This window comes from Celeribacter sp. SCSIO 80838 (assembly GCF_056498065.1).
The window spans coordinates 3,484,401-3,500,061 of record NZ_JAZKMA010000001.1; the positions used below are offsets into that span (position 1 = coordinate 3,484,401).

Annotated in this window: 18 protein-coding genes; 6 read left to right on the forward strand and 12 right to left on the reverse strand. The window is 62.0% G+C overall.

From position 1 onward, the window contains the following. The first annotated feature begins 82 nt into the window (after nt 1-82). Complete coding sequence (locus V1475_RS17425; protein ID WP_434286607.1) at nt 83-280, forward strand: YgaP family membrane protein; 198 nt, start codon at nt 83-85, stop codon at nt 278-280. Between the two features lie 3 nt (nt 281-283). Here V1475_RS17425 and V1475_RS17430 read toward each other — a convergent pair whose 3' ends face one another. From V1475_RS17430 to V1475_RS17480, 11 genes are all read right to left on the reverse strand, one after another. Beyond that, nucleotides 284-940, reverse strand: coding sequence for a Crp/Fnr family transcriptional regulator (locus tag V1475_RS17430; protein WP_434286606.1), 657 nt, complete (start codon nt 938-940; stop codon nt 284-286). 29 nt (nt 941-969) lie between these two features. Continuing rightward, the gene (locus V1475_RS17435) at nt 970-1,419 is read right to left on the reverse strand and encodes a DUF302 domain-containing protein (protein ID WP_479413760.1); all 450 of its coding nucleotides are present in this window, start codon (nt 1,417-1,419) and stop codon (nt 970-972) included. A gap of 99 nt (nt 1,420-1,518) precedes the next feature. Beyond that, nucleotides 1,519-2,607: a c-type cytochrome gene (locus V1475_RS17440; RefSeq protein WP_479413761.1), complete on the reverse strand. Its 1,089-nt coding sequence runs from the start codon at nt 2,605-2,607 to the stop codon at nt 1,519-1,521. Beyond that, complete coding sequence (soxC, locus tag V1475_RS17445) at nt 2,588-3,865, reverse strand: sulfite dehydrogenase (protein WP_479413762.1); 1,278 nt, start codon at nt 3,863-3,865, stop codon at nt 2,588-2,590. Before soxC ends, V1475_RS17440 begins: the two co-directional genes overlap by 20 nt. A 58-nt stretch (nt 3,866-3,923) precedes the next feature. After that, on the reverse strand, nt 3,924-5,621 hold the full coding sequence (soxB, locus tag V1475_RS17450) for a thiosulfohydrolase SoxB (RefSeq protein ID WP_479413763.1): 1,698 nt from the start codon (nt 5,619-5,621) through the stop codon (nt 3,924-3,926). A 107-nt stretch (nt 5,622-5,728) separates the two neighbouring features. After that, nucleotides 5,729-6,592 (reverse strand): sulfur oxidation c-type cytochrome SoxA, encoded by an 864-nt coding sequence (gene soxA / locus V1475_RS17455; protein WP_479413764.1) that lies wholly within the window; start codon nt 6,590-6,592, stop codon nt 5,729-5,731. A 65-nt stretch (nt 6,593-6,657) separates the two neighbouring features. Further along, entirely contained in the window at nt 6,658-6,987 is a 330-nt protein-coding gene (soxZ, locus tag V1475_RS17460; protein WP_434286600.1) for a thiosulfate oxidation carrier complex protein SoxZ, read from the reverse strand. Between the two features lie 26 nt (nt 6,988-7,013). Beyond that, nucleotides 7,014-7,430, reverse strand: a complete 417-nt coding sequence (gene soxY, locus V1475_RS17465; protein WP_479413765.1) for a thiosulfate oxidation carrier protein SoxY — start codon at nt 7,428-7,430, stop codon at nt 7,014-7,016. A gap of 40 nt (nt 7,431-7,470) precedes the next feature. Continuing rightward, the gene (gene soxX, locus V1475_RS17470; protein WP_479413766.1) at nt 7,471-7,959 is read right to left on the reverse strand and encodes a sulfur oxidation c-type cytochrome SoxX; all 489 of its coding nucleotides are present in this window, start codon (nt 7,957-7,959) and stop codon (nt 7,471-7,473) included. Between the two features lie 160 nt (nt 7,960-8,119). After that, nucleotides 8,120-8,716: a thioredoxin family protein gene (locus V1475_RS17475; RefSeq protein ID WP_479413767.1), complete on the reverse strand. Its 597-nt coding sequence runs from the start codon at nt 8,714-8,716 to the stop codon at nt 8,120-8,122. 3 nt (nt 8,717-8,719) lie between these two features. Continuing rightward, on the reverse strand, nt 8,720-9,475 hold the full coding sequence (locus V1475_RS17480; protein WP_434286596.1) for a cytochrome c biogenesis CcdA family protein: 756 nt from the start codon (nt 9,473-9,475) through the stop codon (nt 8,720-8,722). A gap of 134 nt (nt 9,476-9,609) precedes the next feature. Here V1475_RS17480 and V1475_RS17485 point away from each other — a divergent pair, with 134 nt between their 5' ends. The 4 genes from V1475_RS17485 to V1475_RS17500 all read left to right on the forward strand — a co-directional run bounded on the left by V1475_RS17485 (nt 9,610) and on the right by V1475_RS17500 (nt 12,054). Next, nucleotides 9,610-10,035, forward strand: a complete 426-nt coding sequence (locus V1475_RS17485) for a hypothetical protein (RefSeq protein WP_479413768.1) — start codon at nt 9,610-9,612, stop codon at nt 10,033-10,035. 22 nt (nt 10,036-10,057) lie between these two features. Next, entirely contained in the window at nt 10,058-10,570 is a 513-nt protein-coding gene (locus V1475_RS17490; RefSeq protein WP_479413769.1) for a GlcG/HbpS family heme-binding protein, read from the forward strand. Nucleotides 10,571-10,643: 73 nt separating this feature from the next. Continuing rightward, nucleotides 10,644-10,976: an ArsR/SmtB family transcription factor gene (locus V1475_RS17495; RefSeq protein ID WP_434286593.1), complete on the forward strand. Its 333-nt coding sequence runs from the start codon at nt 10,644-10,646 to the stop codon at nt 10,974-10,976. A 34-nt stretch (nt 10,977-11,010) separates the two neighbouring features. After that, nucleotides 11,011-12,054 carry a YeeE/YedE family protein gene (locus V1475_RS17500; protein WP_479413770.1) on the forward strand — a complete coding sequence of 348 codons (1,044 nt, stop codon included), beginning with the start codon at nt 11,011-11,013 and terminating at the stop codon, nt 12,052-12,054. A gap of 38 nt (nt 12,055-12,092) precedes the next feature. Here V1475_RS17500 and V1475_RS17505 read toward each other — a convergent pair whose 3' ends face one another. Then, entirely contained in the window at nt 12,093-13,343 is a 1,251-nt protein-coding gene (locus V1475_RS17505; RefSeq protein ID WP_479413771.1) for a glycerate kinase type-2 family protein, read from the reverse strand. Between the two features lie 130 nt (nt 13,344-13,473). On the opposite strand from V1475_RS17505, the gene selD reads away from it, so the two are divergent. Beyond that, nucleotides 13,474-15,660: a selenide, water dikinase SelD gene (gene selD, locus V1475_RS17510; protein ID WP_479413772.1), complete on the forward strand. Its 2,187-nt coding sequence runs from the start codon at nt 13,474-13,476 to the stop codon at nt 15,658-15,660. Nucleotide 15,661 lies beyond the last annotated feature (1 nt).

The window sequence follows — 15,661 nt, forward strand, 5'->3', positions numbered from 1 at the left end:
ACGGATGTGAGTTTGTTACAGACAGACGCCAGGCTGCGCAGTAGCCTAAATCTCGGTTAACCAAGACTCACTGGAGAGTTCCATGTTGAAAAAGAACGTCGGCGGTATTGACCGCATCCTGCGCATCGTGATCGGCCTTGCCCTCATCCTCGGGTTCTTCCTGAACACCGAAGCCTCGTTGCGCTGGCTTTATCTGATCGGGATCATCCCGCTGGTGACCGGGCTGATCTCCTCCTGCCCGCTCTATTCGATCTTCGGGATCAACACCTGCAAGAAATGATCGTCACCCCGAATGCGCCAGCGCATCGAGCGCTTCGCGATCGGTGAGATACACCACGCCGCGGGCGGTTTTCACCCATCCGCGGCGCTGGAATTCCTGAAGCTGACGAGAAATCACCTCCCGCGCCGTGCCCAGTTCCGCCGCCAGTTGCGCATGCGTCGCCTTCAGCTCCCCCGCGCCCCGGGACAATCCGAGCAGTTTCTGTGCCAGACGGATATCGACCTTTTGAAAGGCGATTTCCTCGATCACATGAAACAGATCGGTGATGCGCCGCGAATAGGCGGAAAACACGAAATTGCGGAAACTCTGCGAGCGCGCCACCAGATCGTCGAACACCCGGCGCGGAATGGCGACCGCCTCCACCTCCGTCTCGGCAATGCCCTCGGCGCTGTAATCCTCATAAGCCAGAAGGCAGGCGGTGGTCAGCACACAGCTTTCCCCGGCATGTACCCGGTAGAGCACGATCTCGCGCCCGCCCTCGGTGGTTTGCTGCACCCGAACCGTGCCTTCGAGCAACATCAACAGGTTCTCCGGGCTTTTCCCCGGCCCGAATAGCACCGTGTTTTCCGGCAGGTGCACGATCTGCGACTGGCTCACGAGGCGCTCGCGCACCTTCGGCTCCAACTCCGCCAGACCGGAAAAACGGTCGATCCAATCCATCCTGTGCCCCTTTGCTTCAAGGGGTCTTCTTAAAAGCTTGTCGCCTCTTCCACAATCTCTGTCAGCAAATCCTCCACCGCCTGCATCGGCCCCTCTGGGTAATCGTGGAAGCCGATGGTGACCTTACCCGCCTGATCGGCGACGAAAATCGAATAGGGGCAATGCACGATGTTCATCGGATCGGCCTCCATCACCTGACGCGACACGGTGGCCGAGCAGAACAGGAACACATCCGCCGCATCGAACAACACGACATCGGAGCCGACATCCTCGCGGGTCCGCTCCAGCATCTCGCCGGTGTGGCTGCGATAATCGATCACCAGTCCCTTCGAGATGATCGCATCCTCGACGGCAAAAGCCGCGTCCTCGAATGTGCCGTCATAATCGAAGGTGATCGCCTGATCGTTCGCCAGAACCGGCGCGCCGAGACCTGCACCGGTCGCGAGTGCCAAAAGCACCGTCAAAGCTTTGGTGTTCATGAAAAATCCTCCCTGATTTCCCGAATGATACCACAGATAATACCACGAAAAAGGGCGGCACCCAGTTCGGATGCCGCCCCCTTGTTCTCGCAGGATGTCTTACTGCGACACCGATTTGAGATATTCGATCACCGCGGCGATCTCCTCATCCTTTTTCAGACCGGCAAAGGTCATTTTTGTCTTCGGGAACATCGCTTTCGGCTTGGCCAGATATTCGCTCAGATTGTCCTCGGTCCAGGTGAACCCCTCGGCATGGGCGTCCGTGAAGTCCTTGGAATATTTGAAATCCGAAATATGGGTGATCGGCGCACCGACCACGCCATTGAGCACCGGCCCGGTCTTGTTCTTCGCCCCCTCACCCACCTGGTGACAGGCCGCGCATTTCTTGAAGACCTTCTCGCCCTGTGCCGCCAGATCGGCGTCAAAGGACATGGCTGCCATCTCGACCGGCGCCTCTTCCGCAACGGGCTCTGCCGTAGCCTCTTCGACCGCAGGCGTGTCGACAGCCTCCTCAACGACGGCGGCGGCTTCGGTCACGGTTTCAGTGCCCTCTTCCTCCGGCGTCACGTCAAGAACGGTCGCGCGTTTGGTGATCTCGACCGTGTCCTTGCAGTTTTCGTAACAGGCATTCGCCTCGGCGAAGATGGTGTATTCCGTTTCCGGGCGATCATCGACGACAAAGCCCCCTGCATTCGGCATCTCCACATCGAGGAAATTCTCGTTCGACAGCACGAAATCGTCGTCCACGATATAGTTCGAGTAGAGAAGATAGGCGGTGATCGCATAGACGTCATCGTCGGACATGGTCTGCGCATTGCCAAAGGGCATGGAGCGGCGGACATAATCGTAGACGGTCGAGAGATACGGCCAGTAAGAGCCGATGGTTTTCAGCGGGTCCTTGTCCGCCAAAGTGCCATCGCCCCCCGCCAGTTTCGGCCAGTTGTCGACACCTTCCGCGAACTCGCCGTGACAGACGGCACAGTTCTCGGAAAAGATCATCTCGCCGTCTTCGACAGAACCGGAGCCGATGGGCAAACCCTCGCCATTGGGCGAAATATCGTGGTTCCACGCCGCGATTTCTTCGGGCAGAGCCGCCCGGCCAAGACCGAGTTTCTCTGCGAAAGCTGGCATCGCCAGCGTGGCGGAGAGGGCGGTGGTGAGGATCATTTTAGGAAGAAACTTCGACATTTTCCGCCTCCCCGTTCGATTTGACATGCCAGGTCTGGATACAGTTGTTGTGATAGACTGAGTTCTCGCCGCGCACCTCGCGCAGTTGCGCTTTGGTCGGCTGAACATAGCCCGTCTCGTCATGGGCGCGCGACTGGAGCAGCATCTCTTCGCCATTCCATGTGGTGTCGAGATAAAACCGCGTCAGCGCCATCGACTGCCCCTCATTGGCAAGCCGCGCTTTCTGCCAGGTCTTGCCACCGTCCATCGACACATCGACGCCGGTGATGGCGCCCCGCCCGGACCACGCAAGCCCCGTGATCACCAGAGGCCCCTTGCCGTGTTTGATCGGCGATTGCGGGCTGGGCGAGGTCACGACGGATTTCGCATCCATGACCCAGGTCCATTTGCGCGAGGTGCCGTCGGCAAGCGTATCGGTGTATTTCGAGGTTTCCTCACGCGACTGAATGGCCTGCGCGGTCACTTCAATGCGCCGCAGCCATTTCACCCACATGTTGCCTTCCCAACCGGGAACGACCAGACGCACCGGATAGCCATGCTCCATGCGCAGCGCTTCGCCATTGGCCTTGAACGCGATCATGCAGTCATCGAGCGCCTTCTCCATCGGGATCGAGCGCCCGTTCGACGAGGCATCCGCCCCCTCGACATAGACCCATTTGTCGGCAAGATCGCCCGCCGCCCCAAGCCCCGCCTCTTCGAGAAGCGTGCGCAGCGTCACGCCGGTGTATTCCATGTTGTGGATCATGCCATGGGTGAACTGCGCGCCGTTCAATTGCGCCCCCGCCCATTCCATGCCGGTGTTGGCCGCGCATTCGAGGAAGAACGTCTTGTTCACCCGCGGGAAGCGTTCGAGATCTTCATAGCTAAAGACCAGCGGCTGATCGACCAAACCGTTGATCATCAGGCGATAATCTTCCTTGCGTAGCTCAATCGCGCCGGAGTGATGACGCTCGAAAGCACAGCCCTGCGGCGTGATCGTCCCGTCGAGCGCATGGATCGGCGTAAAGTTGATCGACGAAATCGGATCGGCCGTCAGCCACGGCACGTTGCGGCGAATGACATCGCCTTCGTATTTGATCGGCAGGCCGTAGGGCGTTTCATCCACGCCCGCGCCGGTGGACATGGCCCAGTCCTGTTTCTCGGTGATCAGCGGATCAGGGGTTTCGGCAGCCGCCTTGCTCGCCGCCAGTCCGACCCCGGTGGCCGCCGCCCCGCGCAGGAAGGCGCGCCGGCTTTGTCCGTTCTGGGTGTCACTCATCTCTCGTGTCTCCCTCTTATGCGTTTCTGTGCGATTTCAGGTGGTAAGGCCCCGACGCTTATGCGCCGATGACCTTGACGGAGGTGTTCGGCTCGACGTGAACCACGCCCTGTTTGCGAATGTGATCCTCGACCACGTCCCAGATCTGCGGCCCTTCGGTGCCCTCGTTGACCGACGCCCAGCCCGCGACGACATAGTTTTTCGCCGGGTCCAGAAGCTCGCCGGTTTTCAGAAGCGTCAGCTCGGAAATCCGTTCGCCCTGCGGCTTGGTGATGTCGATGCGGTAGCCGAGGCCCCCCATGCGCACCATGTCGCCGCCCTGCTGGTAATAGGGATCGGGGTTGAAGATGTTGTCGGCCACGTCTTCCATGATCGTATGGATGAACTCGCCGGTCATCTCGGAACGGTACGCCTTGCCATAGGTCATCGAGGTCGCATTCCAGATGTCCTCGCGGGTGATCTTGTCGCCCGGCAGAAGGCTCGGGCCCCAACGTACGCCCGGCGACATCGCGATATCCGCCTCGCGCTCAGACAGAAGCGCATCGCAAATCAGATCGTCCCAGGTGCCGTTGAAATTGCCGCGACGGTAAAGCACGCTATCGGTCTCGCCGATCACCTCGGACATCGCCTCCTCATAGGGCGCGCGTTGCTCGTCGATCAGGGCCGCGACCTCTTTGTCCGGCTCGATCACGTCGGAGAAGATCGGGATGAGTTTGTGCCGGAACCCCATCATCCGCCCGTCGCGCACATCCAGATCGACGCGAGAGACGAATTTGCCGTTGGACCCGGACGCGATGATGATCGTCTCGCCGACCAGAACCGGCTCCGGCAGCGCATCATGGGTGTGGCCCGAGAGCACAACGTCGATGCCCTTGACGAGGCTCGCCATCTTTTTATCAACGTCGAACCCGTTGTGCGACAGCAGCACGACCAGCTCCGCGCCCATGCCGCGCACCTCGTCGACCACTTCCTGCATCCGCTCGGTGCGAATGCCGAAAGAATATTCCGGGAACATCCAGCCGGGGTTGGCGATGGGCATATAGGGGAAGGCCTGACCGATCACGGCAATCTTCACGCCGCCGCACTCAAAGAATTTGTACGGTTCGAAATCCTCTGCCGGTTCGTCCCATTCGGCGTCGAAAATATTGGCGCCCAAAGCCGCAAACGGCAGATCGGCCACGACTTCGCGCACGCGCTCGGAGCCAAGCGTGAATTCCCAGTGGAAGGTCATCGCATCGGGTTTCAGCACGTTCATCACATTGACCATATCCTGCCCCGCCGTGTGGTAGCAGGTGTAGGAGCCGTGCCATGTATCGCCACCATCGAGCAAAAGCGCATCGGGCCGCGCGGCGCGGATCGAATTGATCACGGTGGCCACACGATCGAGGCCCCCGACCTTGCCGTAAGCTTTGCCAAGTGCGGAAAAATCGTTGTAAGTCAGTGCGTAGGCCGAGGGGGAATTATCCTCGATGCCGTAGAGCTTGCGGAAATCCGCCCCCGTGACATGCGGCACCGCGCCCTTGTTGCCGCCCACGCCGATGTTGATCTCCGGCTCGCGGAAATAGATCGGTTTGAGCTGGGCGTGGATGTCGGTGACATGGATCAGCGAGACGTTGCCAAAGGTGTCGAACTCCAGAAGCTGATCCTGCGTCAGGCTTTGTTGGGCCGCGAGACGCGCCCAGTTGCCAAATCCGGACGCGCCGTAAAGCGCAGATGCGGCCATGGAGACCTGAAGGAAGTCACGACGTGAAATCATGCGTGTAGCTCCGTAGATGCCGCACAAATCCATGAATTATGCGGGAATTTGAATATATCGGAAGGAAGAAAGCCCCGCGCGAGCCATCCTCGGCGGGGCTTCAAAGATCAGTTGCGGACGGACGGACCCTCAACGGACAGGCCATTGCCGCGCGACGCCACATAGAGCTCCAGCGCCACGAATTCTGGCGAGCCCGGCGAGAAGGTCTCGGCGCGGGTGTCACGGATACAGCCTTTGAACCGGCCATGCGTGCCCGTGAGCTTGTTGTCCTTGATCCGGTAAACCGGGAAGCCGTTGGTCTGCCCCTGCGACAGGTGGTCGGCGCGGATCATGTTGCCGTAATTCTGCTCGTGGCAGTTGGAACAGGACAGATCGAGCTGGCCGAAACGCGTGTAATACATTTCCTTGCCCTGCTCCCAGGTCGCCTGAACCGGACCGTCGATCGCGACGTTCATCGGCATCCCCCGCGAAACCGACGACAGGGCGGCCTCGAAGTTCAGCATGGTGACGCTGTCGTATTTCTGCGGCTCCGCGCCCATCCGTTCGGTCAGACAGTCGTTGATCTGCATCTGGATCGTGTAGACCGCTTCCTTGTCGTCATTCCATTTCGGATAGGTCGGACGCACATTGGCGAGGCTCTCGACGCCGTCATGGCAATCCGCGCAGGATTTGCCCTCGGTGCCCATCACGGTTTCGAATTGATCGAACCCCATTTCGGCGCCCAGCATGCCGGGGTTGTCGAAATCGTCCATTTCCATCGCTTGCGTGTCATCGGAACGGAAGCGCCAGCCGGACAGGATCTCGTCGAGATGACCTTCCAGATGCGCCGGCGCCGTCGTCTTGGTGACGATCTCGATCTCGCCGTTGATCACCAGTTCCGCGTCTTCATCGGCCAAAGCCGGGGCCGCGAGCGCCAGAGCGGTCAGAGCCGCCACAGTACAAGCCGTGCGAAGCGTGTTCTTCAGTTTCATGCGTTTCTCTCCTCCCTGGGGTTTACGCGCGCCCCCTCCTCCAAGGGCGCGCGCATAGGCCTTGGTCAGGCGATTTCGATCGCCTTAACGTCCTCGTAGACGGAGCCGTCGTCGTCATACCAGGTGAATTTGAACTCACCGGCCTCGGGCACGGTGGCATCGAATTCGATATAGGGGTTGGTCGAGATCGACGGCTCCAGCGTCACGTCGATCACCGACTGACCGTTGAACTCGCAGGTGAAGCGGTTGATGATCGAGCGCGGGATCACATTGCCGTCGCTGTCCTTGCGCTGCCCGGATTCCATCGGGTGCGAGATCAGCGTCTTGATCGCGATGACCTCGCCTGCTGCGGCGGTTTTGGGGACTTTGACGCGGGGTTTGACATCTGCTGCCATGGGTTTTCTCCTGAAAATGTGTTCGCTTAGCCGCCGCAGCCGCCGATGGTGACCTTCACGGTCGCGGCGACCTTGACGAACGAGCCGTCAGCCATCTTCGCGATCGCAACCACGTCCTGCGTGCCAGCAAGACGGATGCGGGTGGAGGCCATTTGCGACCCGGCGAGCGGGCCGAAGGTAAAGGCCGCCACCTCCGGGGTCGGGTTGCCGGTGGCGAAGACCGCGATGGTTTCCGCGCCCGGGGCGTCGACAGTGATCGGAACGGTGTTGCCGTTCTCGGCGATTTCCGGGGCGGTGAGCGTGATGCCACCCGCGCCAGCCTCGGCGCCTCCGGTGAAAGCGGCGATGGCGTCATTGGCTGCCGCCACGGCGCGGAAGGGCAGCAGGGCCGCTGCCGTCGCGCCGAGACCGAGAGCCAGTGCGTCACGTCGTGTGAGATTCATGGTGTGCTCCTCGTTAGAGATTGGGAATGCCGACCGACGATTACTCGTCTTTCAGCGTCATGAGATAGGCGACCACATCCTCGATCTGCTGGGCCGAGAGGATCGGCGGCAGATCGGCCGGTGCGGCCTTGCCGGTGTAGGCGTCGCCCGGGCGGTTGAAGCCATCGACCTTGTAGAACGCGGGCATCACCGTGCCCTCGAAGGTCTTCTTCGGATTGATCACCAGACCGCGCAGTTCGGCTTCGGTCCAGCGGGAACCCGCGCCGTCAAGCCAGGGACCGACCTCGCCGTGGAACGGCACGTCGGCATAGGCCTCCGCCGCATGGCAGGAAACGCAGTTGCCCAAGGACTTTTCCGTCATGATCTTGCGGCCTTCATCCGCATTGCCGGAAGACCCGGTCAGCGAGATCTCGACCGCGCCGTAATCGTCGAACTGAACGTCACCGGGTGCGATCTCCGCCAGTGCGATGACCGGGGCCGCAACGGCACCGAGCGCGAACCCGGCGAGGCTGATTGCGATGCGTTTCATGTCTCCTCCCTAAAGACTGTGCTTCGTTTTCCGCATATCTGCGTTGTTCTTATTGCATACCGTAGCGTGCCAATTTGTCGCATGGCAAGCAACAAATTCAAAAAAATGAATTTTGCTGCATATGCATCCTTGAGGCGTGACTAACTCGCTCTATCTTGTGTCAATTTTCGACCTTTAACTTACCCTGCTCCTGTTGCAGAACCACTTGACGGGCATGGTATTTCTGGAACGGCTCGTCGCCGTCGTAGCCGTGATCGAGCACCCATTGCATCATGTTGTAAGTGGTCAGTTTCCCGAAGGCCCCGGGCACCTGAGACACGGTTGCGTCCTTGGCGGAGACGCCTTCGGGCACTTCTTCCGGAAAATACAGATTCGTCGGCGTGAACAACACACCCCATTTCTGCACCATATCCTTTTCCGGCAAAGTCTCGCCGTCGAAATCCGTCACCTCGACATCGCCGAACATGTTGATCTGGATGACGAAGAAATTCTCCTCGATCATCTGGGTGATCTCCGGGTCCGGGTAGACCTCTTCGTGCATCTTCTTGCAGTAGATGCAGCCGCGCTGCTCCACCATGACCAAAAGCCGCTTCCCTTCGGCATTGGCCTCGGCCAGATCTTCGCGCAGGTCCTTGAACGTGTCGCGCTGCCACGGCGTCTTGTGTAGCCCGTCATCGCCCATTTCCACCGCCAAAGCGGGGAAAGCGGCGACGGCCAGCGTCAGTGTCAAAAGGGTCCGTCGTGCAATCTTGAACATGGTTTACAGGCTCCCGTTGGATCCGATTTTCGAGAAAGAGGGGAAGGTTTCGATCATCCACGCCGCGATCACATTGACCGAATTGGTCACGATCAGGATCGCGAAGAGGATCAGGAACACCCCCATCAGCTTTTCCACCTTCGGCAGGTGACGGCGGAATTTGGCGGCGAATTTGAGGAAGGGTTTGATGAAAAACGCCGCGACCACGAAAGGCGCCGTCATGCCGATGCCGAAAATCACCATCATCATCAGCCCGCGCAGCGCGGTGGCCTCGTTCGAGGCCAGCATCACCACCCCCACCAGAACGCCCCCCACGCAAGGCGTCCACCCGGCGGCAAAGGCGAGGCCGACAAGGTAGGACGACCAGACATTCATATTCGAGGTGTCCCCCGCCTGCATCTGGAACTGGCGGTTGAGAAAGCCGATGCGGATCACGCCCAGAAAATGCAGCCCGAGGATGAACACCAGAGCGGCGGAGCCGATCCGGAACAGGTCCTGATGACTGCGAAACGCCTGGCTGAGCGAAAACGCCGCCGCGCCCAGAAGGACGAAGACCGTGATGATCCCCAGCGAGAACATCACCGAGGAGATCACCGCCCGTTTGCGGGCCCCCGGCGCCAATTCGCCCTCGGCGTTGATCTCCGCCATCGAGGTTCCGGCCATGTAGGACAGGTAGAACGGCACGATGGGCAGGATACAGGGTGAGAAAAACACCACCAATCCGCCCAAAAGGGCCGACAAAAACGTCACGTCGAGCATATAATCCTCCCAGTGCGACTGGCCGGTTTGACCCGACGAGGCTCCTCAACCCCGCACCGCGGTTGATCCGCGACTTGTGCCATTCACATATTCAAATTAGGTTGAATATGTCGCACCCGTCAATCGGTATACATATGTTGACAAGAATTTTGGCCTTTGCCGCCCTTTCGCTCGGAGTGATTCTCTCCGTTGCCCCCCCTGCCGCCGCCATGGAACTGGTGATGGTGGAGCAGGACGGCTGTGCTTATTGCGCCCGCTGGAACGCGGAAATCGCCCCGATCTATCCGAAAACCCCGGAGGGCGATTATGCGCCGCTGCGCCGCGTAGACCTGCGTGCGCCCCGCCCCGACGACCTCGAGTTCAAGGGGCCTGTGATCTTCACGCCGACCTTCATTCTGGTCGACGAGGGCGTCGAGCAAGGCCGGATCGAGGGCTATGCGGGCGACGAAATGTTCTGGACCATGCTCACCATGCTGCTGCGCGATCACTCCGATTTCGCACCGCCGGACGAGAGCCTCGAAGACGCAACCGACGTGGAGGGAGACCGCGCCGGAAACTGAGATCACACCAAGGGAGGAAACAATGAAACCATTTAAAATCATGGCCTTGTGCGCAGGTTTCTGCGCCAGCATCATGGCCGTGCCCGCGCTTGCAGAGGACGAGGACGCCTTTGTCACCTTTCAGGTGCTGAAGCCGGAATACGCTCAACGCGCCGCGGTCGCCGCGATGGAATCCTGCCGTGCGGCGGGCTATCAGGTCGGTGTCATGGTGGTGGATCGCTTCGGCATTCCGCAGGCCTATGTGCGCGACCGCTACGCCGGTTTGCACGTCTTCGAGACCGCAAGGCGCAAGGCCTGGACCGCCGTCTCCTTTCGCACCGACACGCTCAGCCTCGGTGAGTTGACCGCGCCCGGCGAGATGATGGCGGGCATTCGCGAACTGTCCGAACCTCTCGCCCTCGGAGGCGGTCTTGTGATTGAAGCGTCAGGCTCTATAGTGGCCGGCATCGGTGTTTCCGGCGCCCCAGGCCCCGACCTTGATGCGGACTGCGCTCAGGCGGGCATCGACGCCATCATGGACGACATCGCGTTTTAAGGACCCAAACAACTCTTCGAGGACACATGAGGTGGACAAAGTGAATTCGCCTTTGCCAATCATTACGGAGAACATGTCCGACGAGGACATGGATGTGATGATGTCGAGCGCCTGCGATGCGTCGCAGCTTTTGAAAGCCCTGTCGCATGAGGGGCGGTTGATGATCCTGTGTCATCTGGTGACCGGCGAGAAATCCGTCACCGAGCTCGAAGAGCTTTTGTCGGCACGTCAGGCCGCGGTGAGCCAACAGCTCGCCCGGCTGCGTCTCGAAGGTCTGGTGACGCCCCGCCGGGAGGGCAAGGCGATCTACTATTCCTTGACCGACGACCGGCCGAAACGCATTCTCGAAGTGATCTACGACATGTTCTGTTCGGTGGATGGCGGTCCCAGGAAGGGCGCGACCTGATATACGGAAATCCGCCGGGCATAGGGGAGGAGACATGCTCGACAGTGTTGATCCGGGGCTGTTTGCAGCCCTCATCGGGATGTTCGGCGGCCTGATCCTTGGCCTCGCTGCCCGTCTTGGCCGATTTTGCTCCATGGGCGCCATCGAGGACGCCCTTTACCAAGGCTCCGATCTGCGCGCCCGGCAATGGGGCGTCGCTCTGGGTGTGGCGCTCTTGGGCACCTTCACCCTGATCGGCTTCGGCCTGTTCGATCCCGCGAAAACCGCCTATCTCGGCCTCAGATGGTATCCGCTCGCCTCCATCGGCGGCGGGCTTCTGTTCGGCTATGGCATGGCTCTGGCGGGCAATTGCGGCTTTGGCGCGCTGGCGCGTCTCGGCGGCGGCGATCTGCGCAATTTCGTCATCGTTCTGGTGATGGGGCTTGCCACCTATGTCACGCTGAACGGGCCTCTGGCGTCGCTTCGCGTGTTTCTCTTCCCGCCCATGCCCGCCGAAGGCCCCCTGCCCGGCTTTGCCCATGGCATGGGTCTGCCGACCGTCCCGACCGGGATCGTCGCGGGTCTCGCAGTACTCGCCCTTTCGCTCTCCTCACGCGCCTTTCGCGCCAAGCCGAAACTCATTCTTTGGGGCGGCGCTGTCGGGCTGGCGATTGTCTCTGGCTGGGCCGGCACCGCATGGCTGTCGGAGGCGACATTCGAGGCCTCCCCCGTCACCTCGCACAGCTTCGCCGCTCCGATCGGCGATACCTTGTTCTATCTGATGAGTTCCTCGGCCCTCTCACCGGGCTTCGGCGTCGGCTCGGTCATCGGCGTGCTCGCGGGCGCGGCCATCGGCTCGCTGATCAAGGGGCATTTCCGCTGGGAAGCCTGCGAAGACCCGCGCGAGCTGAAACGCCAGATTTTGGGCGCATCCTTCATGGGCGTGGGGGCCGTGGTGGCCTTTGGCTGCACCGTCGGGCAAGGGCTTTCGGCCTTCTCGCTTCTGGCCTATTCCGCCCCGGTGACCATCGCCGCCATCGTAGCTGGCGCAGCCCTCGGCTTGCGCCAGCTGATCTACGGGTTCTCCTTCGCGCGCTAGAGTTTGAGTATTTTCGCAGCAAAGGAAGCAACGTGCGCTCAGCCGAGGATCAGCACCTGAAGATCGGCGACATTCGTCCCGGTCGCGCCGATCTGCAACAGATCCCCTGCGGCCTTGAGACCGTGATAGCTGTCATTGCGCGCCAGCACATCCTGCGGGTCCAGCCCCGCCGTCCGCATCCGGCCAAGCGTGCCAGGATCGACAAGCCCGCCCGCCGCATCCGTCGGCCCGTCGCGCCCATCGGTTCCGCCCGAGAGAAAAACGTAATCCCCAAGCCCCGCCGCTTCGGCCAGCACGGCCACGCGCAAGGCCAGCTCCTGATTGCGCCCGCCAAGCCCGTCGCCCGTCAGTTTCACCGTGGTCTCGCCACCGAACAGGAACACGCCGCGCTCGCCCGAGCCTTTGGCACAATCGACGATAATCCTCGCCGCCTCGGCGACATCGCCCTCGAGCGGCATCGGGAAGACATGCACCCCATGGCTGGCCCCGCCGCCCGCCGCCCGCGCCATAGCCGCGACCGAGATCTTGTTCGACCCGACGAGCGTCGAGGAACTCTCCGGCAAAAGCCCGAGATCGGGCTGCGGTTGCGAGAGATAAGTCGTCACAGAAGCGGGCAGCCTGTCCCAAAGTCCAAGGTCGATCAACACCGCCGCCGCTTCGGCCCGCGTGCCGATGGGCGACACGGTCGGACCGGAGGCAATCGCACGCAGATCGTCCGACACCACATCCGACAGCAAAAGCGCCGTGACCTTCGCGGGCGCCGCCGCCCGGAGCAAACCGCCGCCTTTGAGCCTTGAGAGCTGTTGTCGCACGAGGTTCATCGTCACGATGTCGGCCCCCGAGGCCAACAAAAGCCGGTTGACCTCCGCCTTGTCCTCCAAGGACACCCCCGCCACCGGCGCGGGCAAAAGCGCGGAACCGCCGCCCGAAATCAGCGCAAGAACATCGCCCGTCGCATGCGACAGCGCCTCCTCGGCCCGAAGCGCAGCCCGCGCGCCCTCGGCATCCGGCACGGGATGCCCCGCAGCGCGCACTTCTGCGCCCTCAAGAGGTTTCGCGTTTTCATAATTCGTCACCACGATCACGGTCCGCGCCTCGACATGACGCATCGCGGCCTCGGCCATGGTGCGCGCCGCCTTGCCCACTGCGATGATGATCGGCTGCTCGAAGCTCTGCCCGGCAAGCGCCGCCTCAACGGCCTGACCGGGATCGGCCGCCGCCACACCTTCGAGGAAAATTTCGCGCGCCCGGGCACGCAGCTCATTGATTTGAGAGGGATCGTTTGTCATGGCCGGATGTTGACACGTTGACAGTGCGGCGTCCAGCGCCCTTGCCAAGCCGCGCGCTTCGCGGCAGGTTTCGCGGGACAGGCACGCCGTTCGCCCCTGCCGCGACACGGCCCCCAACAGGAGCCGAAAGATGCACGAGCTTCCCCTCACCCGAGAGCTGGTCCTGATCGGCGGCGGACACAGTCATGCGCTGATCCTGAAACGCTGGGGGATGAGGCCCCTGCCCGGCGTGCGCGTGACGGTGATCAATCCGGGCGCGGTGGCGGCCTATTCCGGCATGTTGCCGGGTTTTGTCGCCGGACATTACCAACGCGAAGAGTTGGAGCTCGATCTCGTACGGCTGGCGCGCTTTGCCGGTGCACGGGTGCTTCTCGGTCGGGCCACCGGGATCGACCGAGAAGCTCGTCTCGTGCATGTCGAAGGCCACCCGCCGATCCGCTACGATTATGCCTCCATCGACATCGGCATCACCTCCGCCATGCCCGATCTGGACGGGTTTGCCGATTACGGCGTCCCCGCCAAGCCGCTCGAACGCTTTGCGACCCAGTGGGACGCGTTTCAAACCGCCGCACGCCGGGGTCAGGTTCTGCCCCATATGGCGGTGATCGGGGGTGGGGTCGCGGGCGCGGAACTGGCTGCTGCCATGGCGCATCGTCTGGGCGATCTGCCGCAGATGGAGATCACGCTCATCGACCGGGGCGAAATCCTTTCCGAGATGCGCGCGCCGACCCGGCACCGTCTGCTCGAAACCCTCGCCGGTCTGCGCGTCACCTTGCGCCCGCAAGCCGAGGTTGCCCGGATCGAAGCGGATCGGGTTCGCTTTTCCGATGGCAGTGCGCTCGGCAGCTTCTTCACTCTCGGTGCGGCGGGCGCGCGTCCCTATGACTGGCTCGCCGACACGGGTCTCGATCTGCACGACGGCTTCGTCACCGTCGGCCCGACACTGCAATCCTCCGACCCGCGCATTTTCGCCGCCGGGGATTGCGCGCATCTCGCCTTCGATCCGCGCCCCAAGGCGGGCGTCTATGCGGTGCGCGAGGCCCCCGTACTGTTCGACAACCTGCGCGCCAGCCTGAGCGAGGGCCCCCGTGCCACATTGCGTGCTTACAAGCCGCAAAAGGACTATCTCAAGCTGATCTCTCTGGGCGGCCAATCTGCACTCGCCGACAAGGCGGGGTTTGTGACATCCGGCCCGCTGATGTGGCGCTGGAAAGACCGGATCGACCGGAAATTCATGGAGAAACTCAAGAAACTGTCCCCAATGACGCCCCCCGCCCTGCCCGCACAGGTGGCCGAAGGACTGCGCGAAGAGGTCGAGGGCAAAAAACCGATGTGCGGTGCTTGTGGGGCCAAGGTCGGTGGCGACATTCTCACCCGCGTGCTGCGCGATCAACCCGGTGTGGGGCGGCGCGACGTGCTGCATCTGGCGGGCGACGACGCCGCCCTTCTGACCCATGGCGACACCTGGCAGGTGGCCTCCGTCGATCACCTGCGCGCTTTTGTCGAGGACCCGGTGCTGATGACGCGGATCACCGCGATCCATGCGCTGGGCGATGTCTGGGCCATGGGTGCCAGCCCACAGGCCGCGCTGATGACCGTCACCCTGCCGAAAATGAGCGCCGCGTTGCAGGAGGGCTGGCTTTCAGAGATCATGCAGGCCGCACGCGATGTCTTCACCGCAGAAGGCGCGGAGATCATCGGTGGGCATACCGCGATGGGCGCGGAGTTCTCCGTCGGCTTCACCGTCACCGGCCTGCTGGATCGGCCGATTACGCTCAAGGGGGCCCGTCCCGGCGATCGGCTCATCCTGACCAAGCCCCTCGGCACCGGCGTGCTGCTCGCCGCCGAGATGGAGATGAAGGCCAGCGGGCGCGACATGGAGGCCGCCTATGGCTCGATGGTCAAAAGCTCCGGCGAGGCGGCGCGCATTCTGGCCAATGCTCATGCGATGACCGATGTGACAGGCTTCGGACTGGCCGGGCATTTGCTTGGCATCTGTCGCGCCTCGGAGGTCGGTGCGGCGATCCGGCTCGAGGACATCCCGCTTCTGCCCGGCGCTTTGGAGCAATCCACGGCGGGTATGCGCTCGACGATTTATCCCGCGAACCGTGCCTATGCTGCGGAATACCAAGGCCCGGAAGGCGCGCTGGCCGATCTTCTGTTCGATCCGCAGACCGCCGGTGGGCTTCTGGCCTGTCTCTCGCCGATGCGGGCGGAGAAATGCGTGACGGCGCTTCTGGCGGCAGGCTACGAGGCCGCCCTGATCGGGGAAATCACCGAAGGGCCGCCGCGTCTTGAGGCACGCAACACAGAATAAC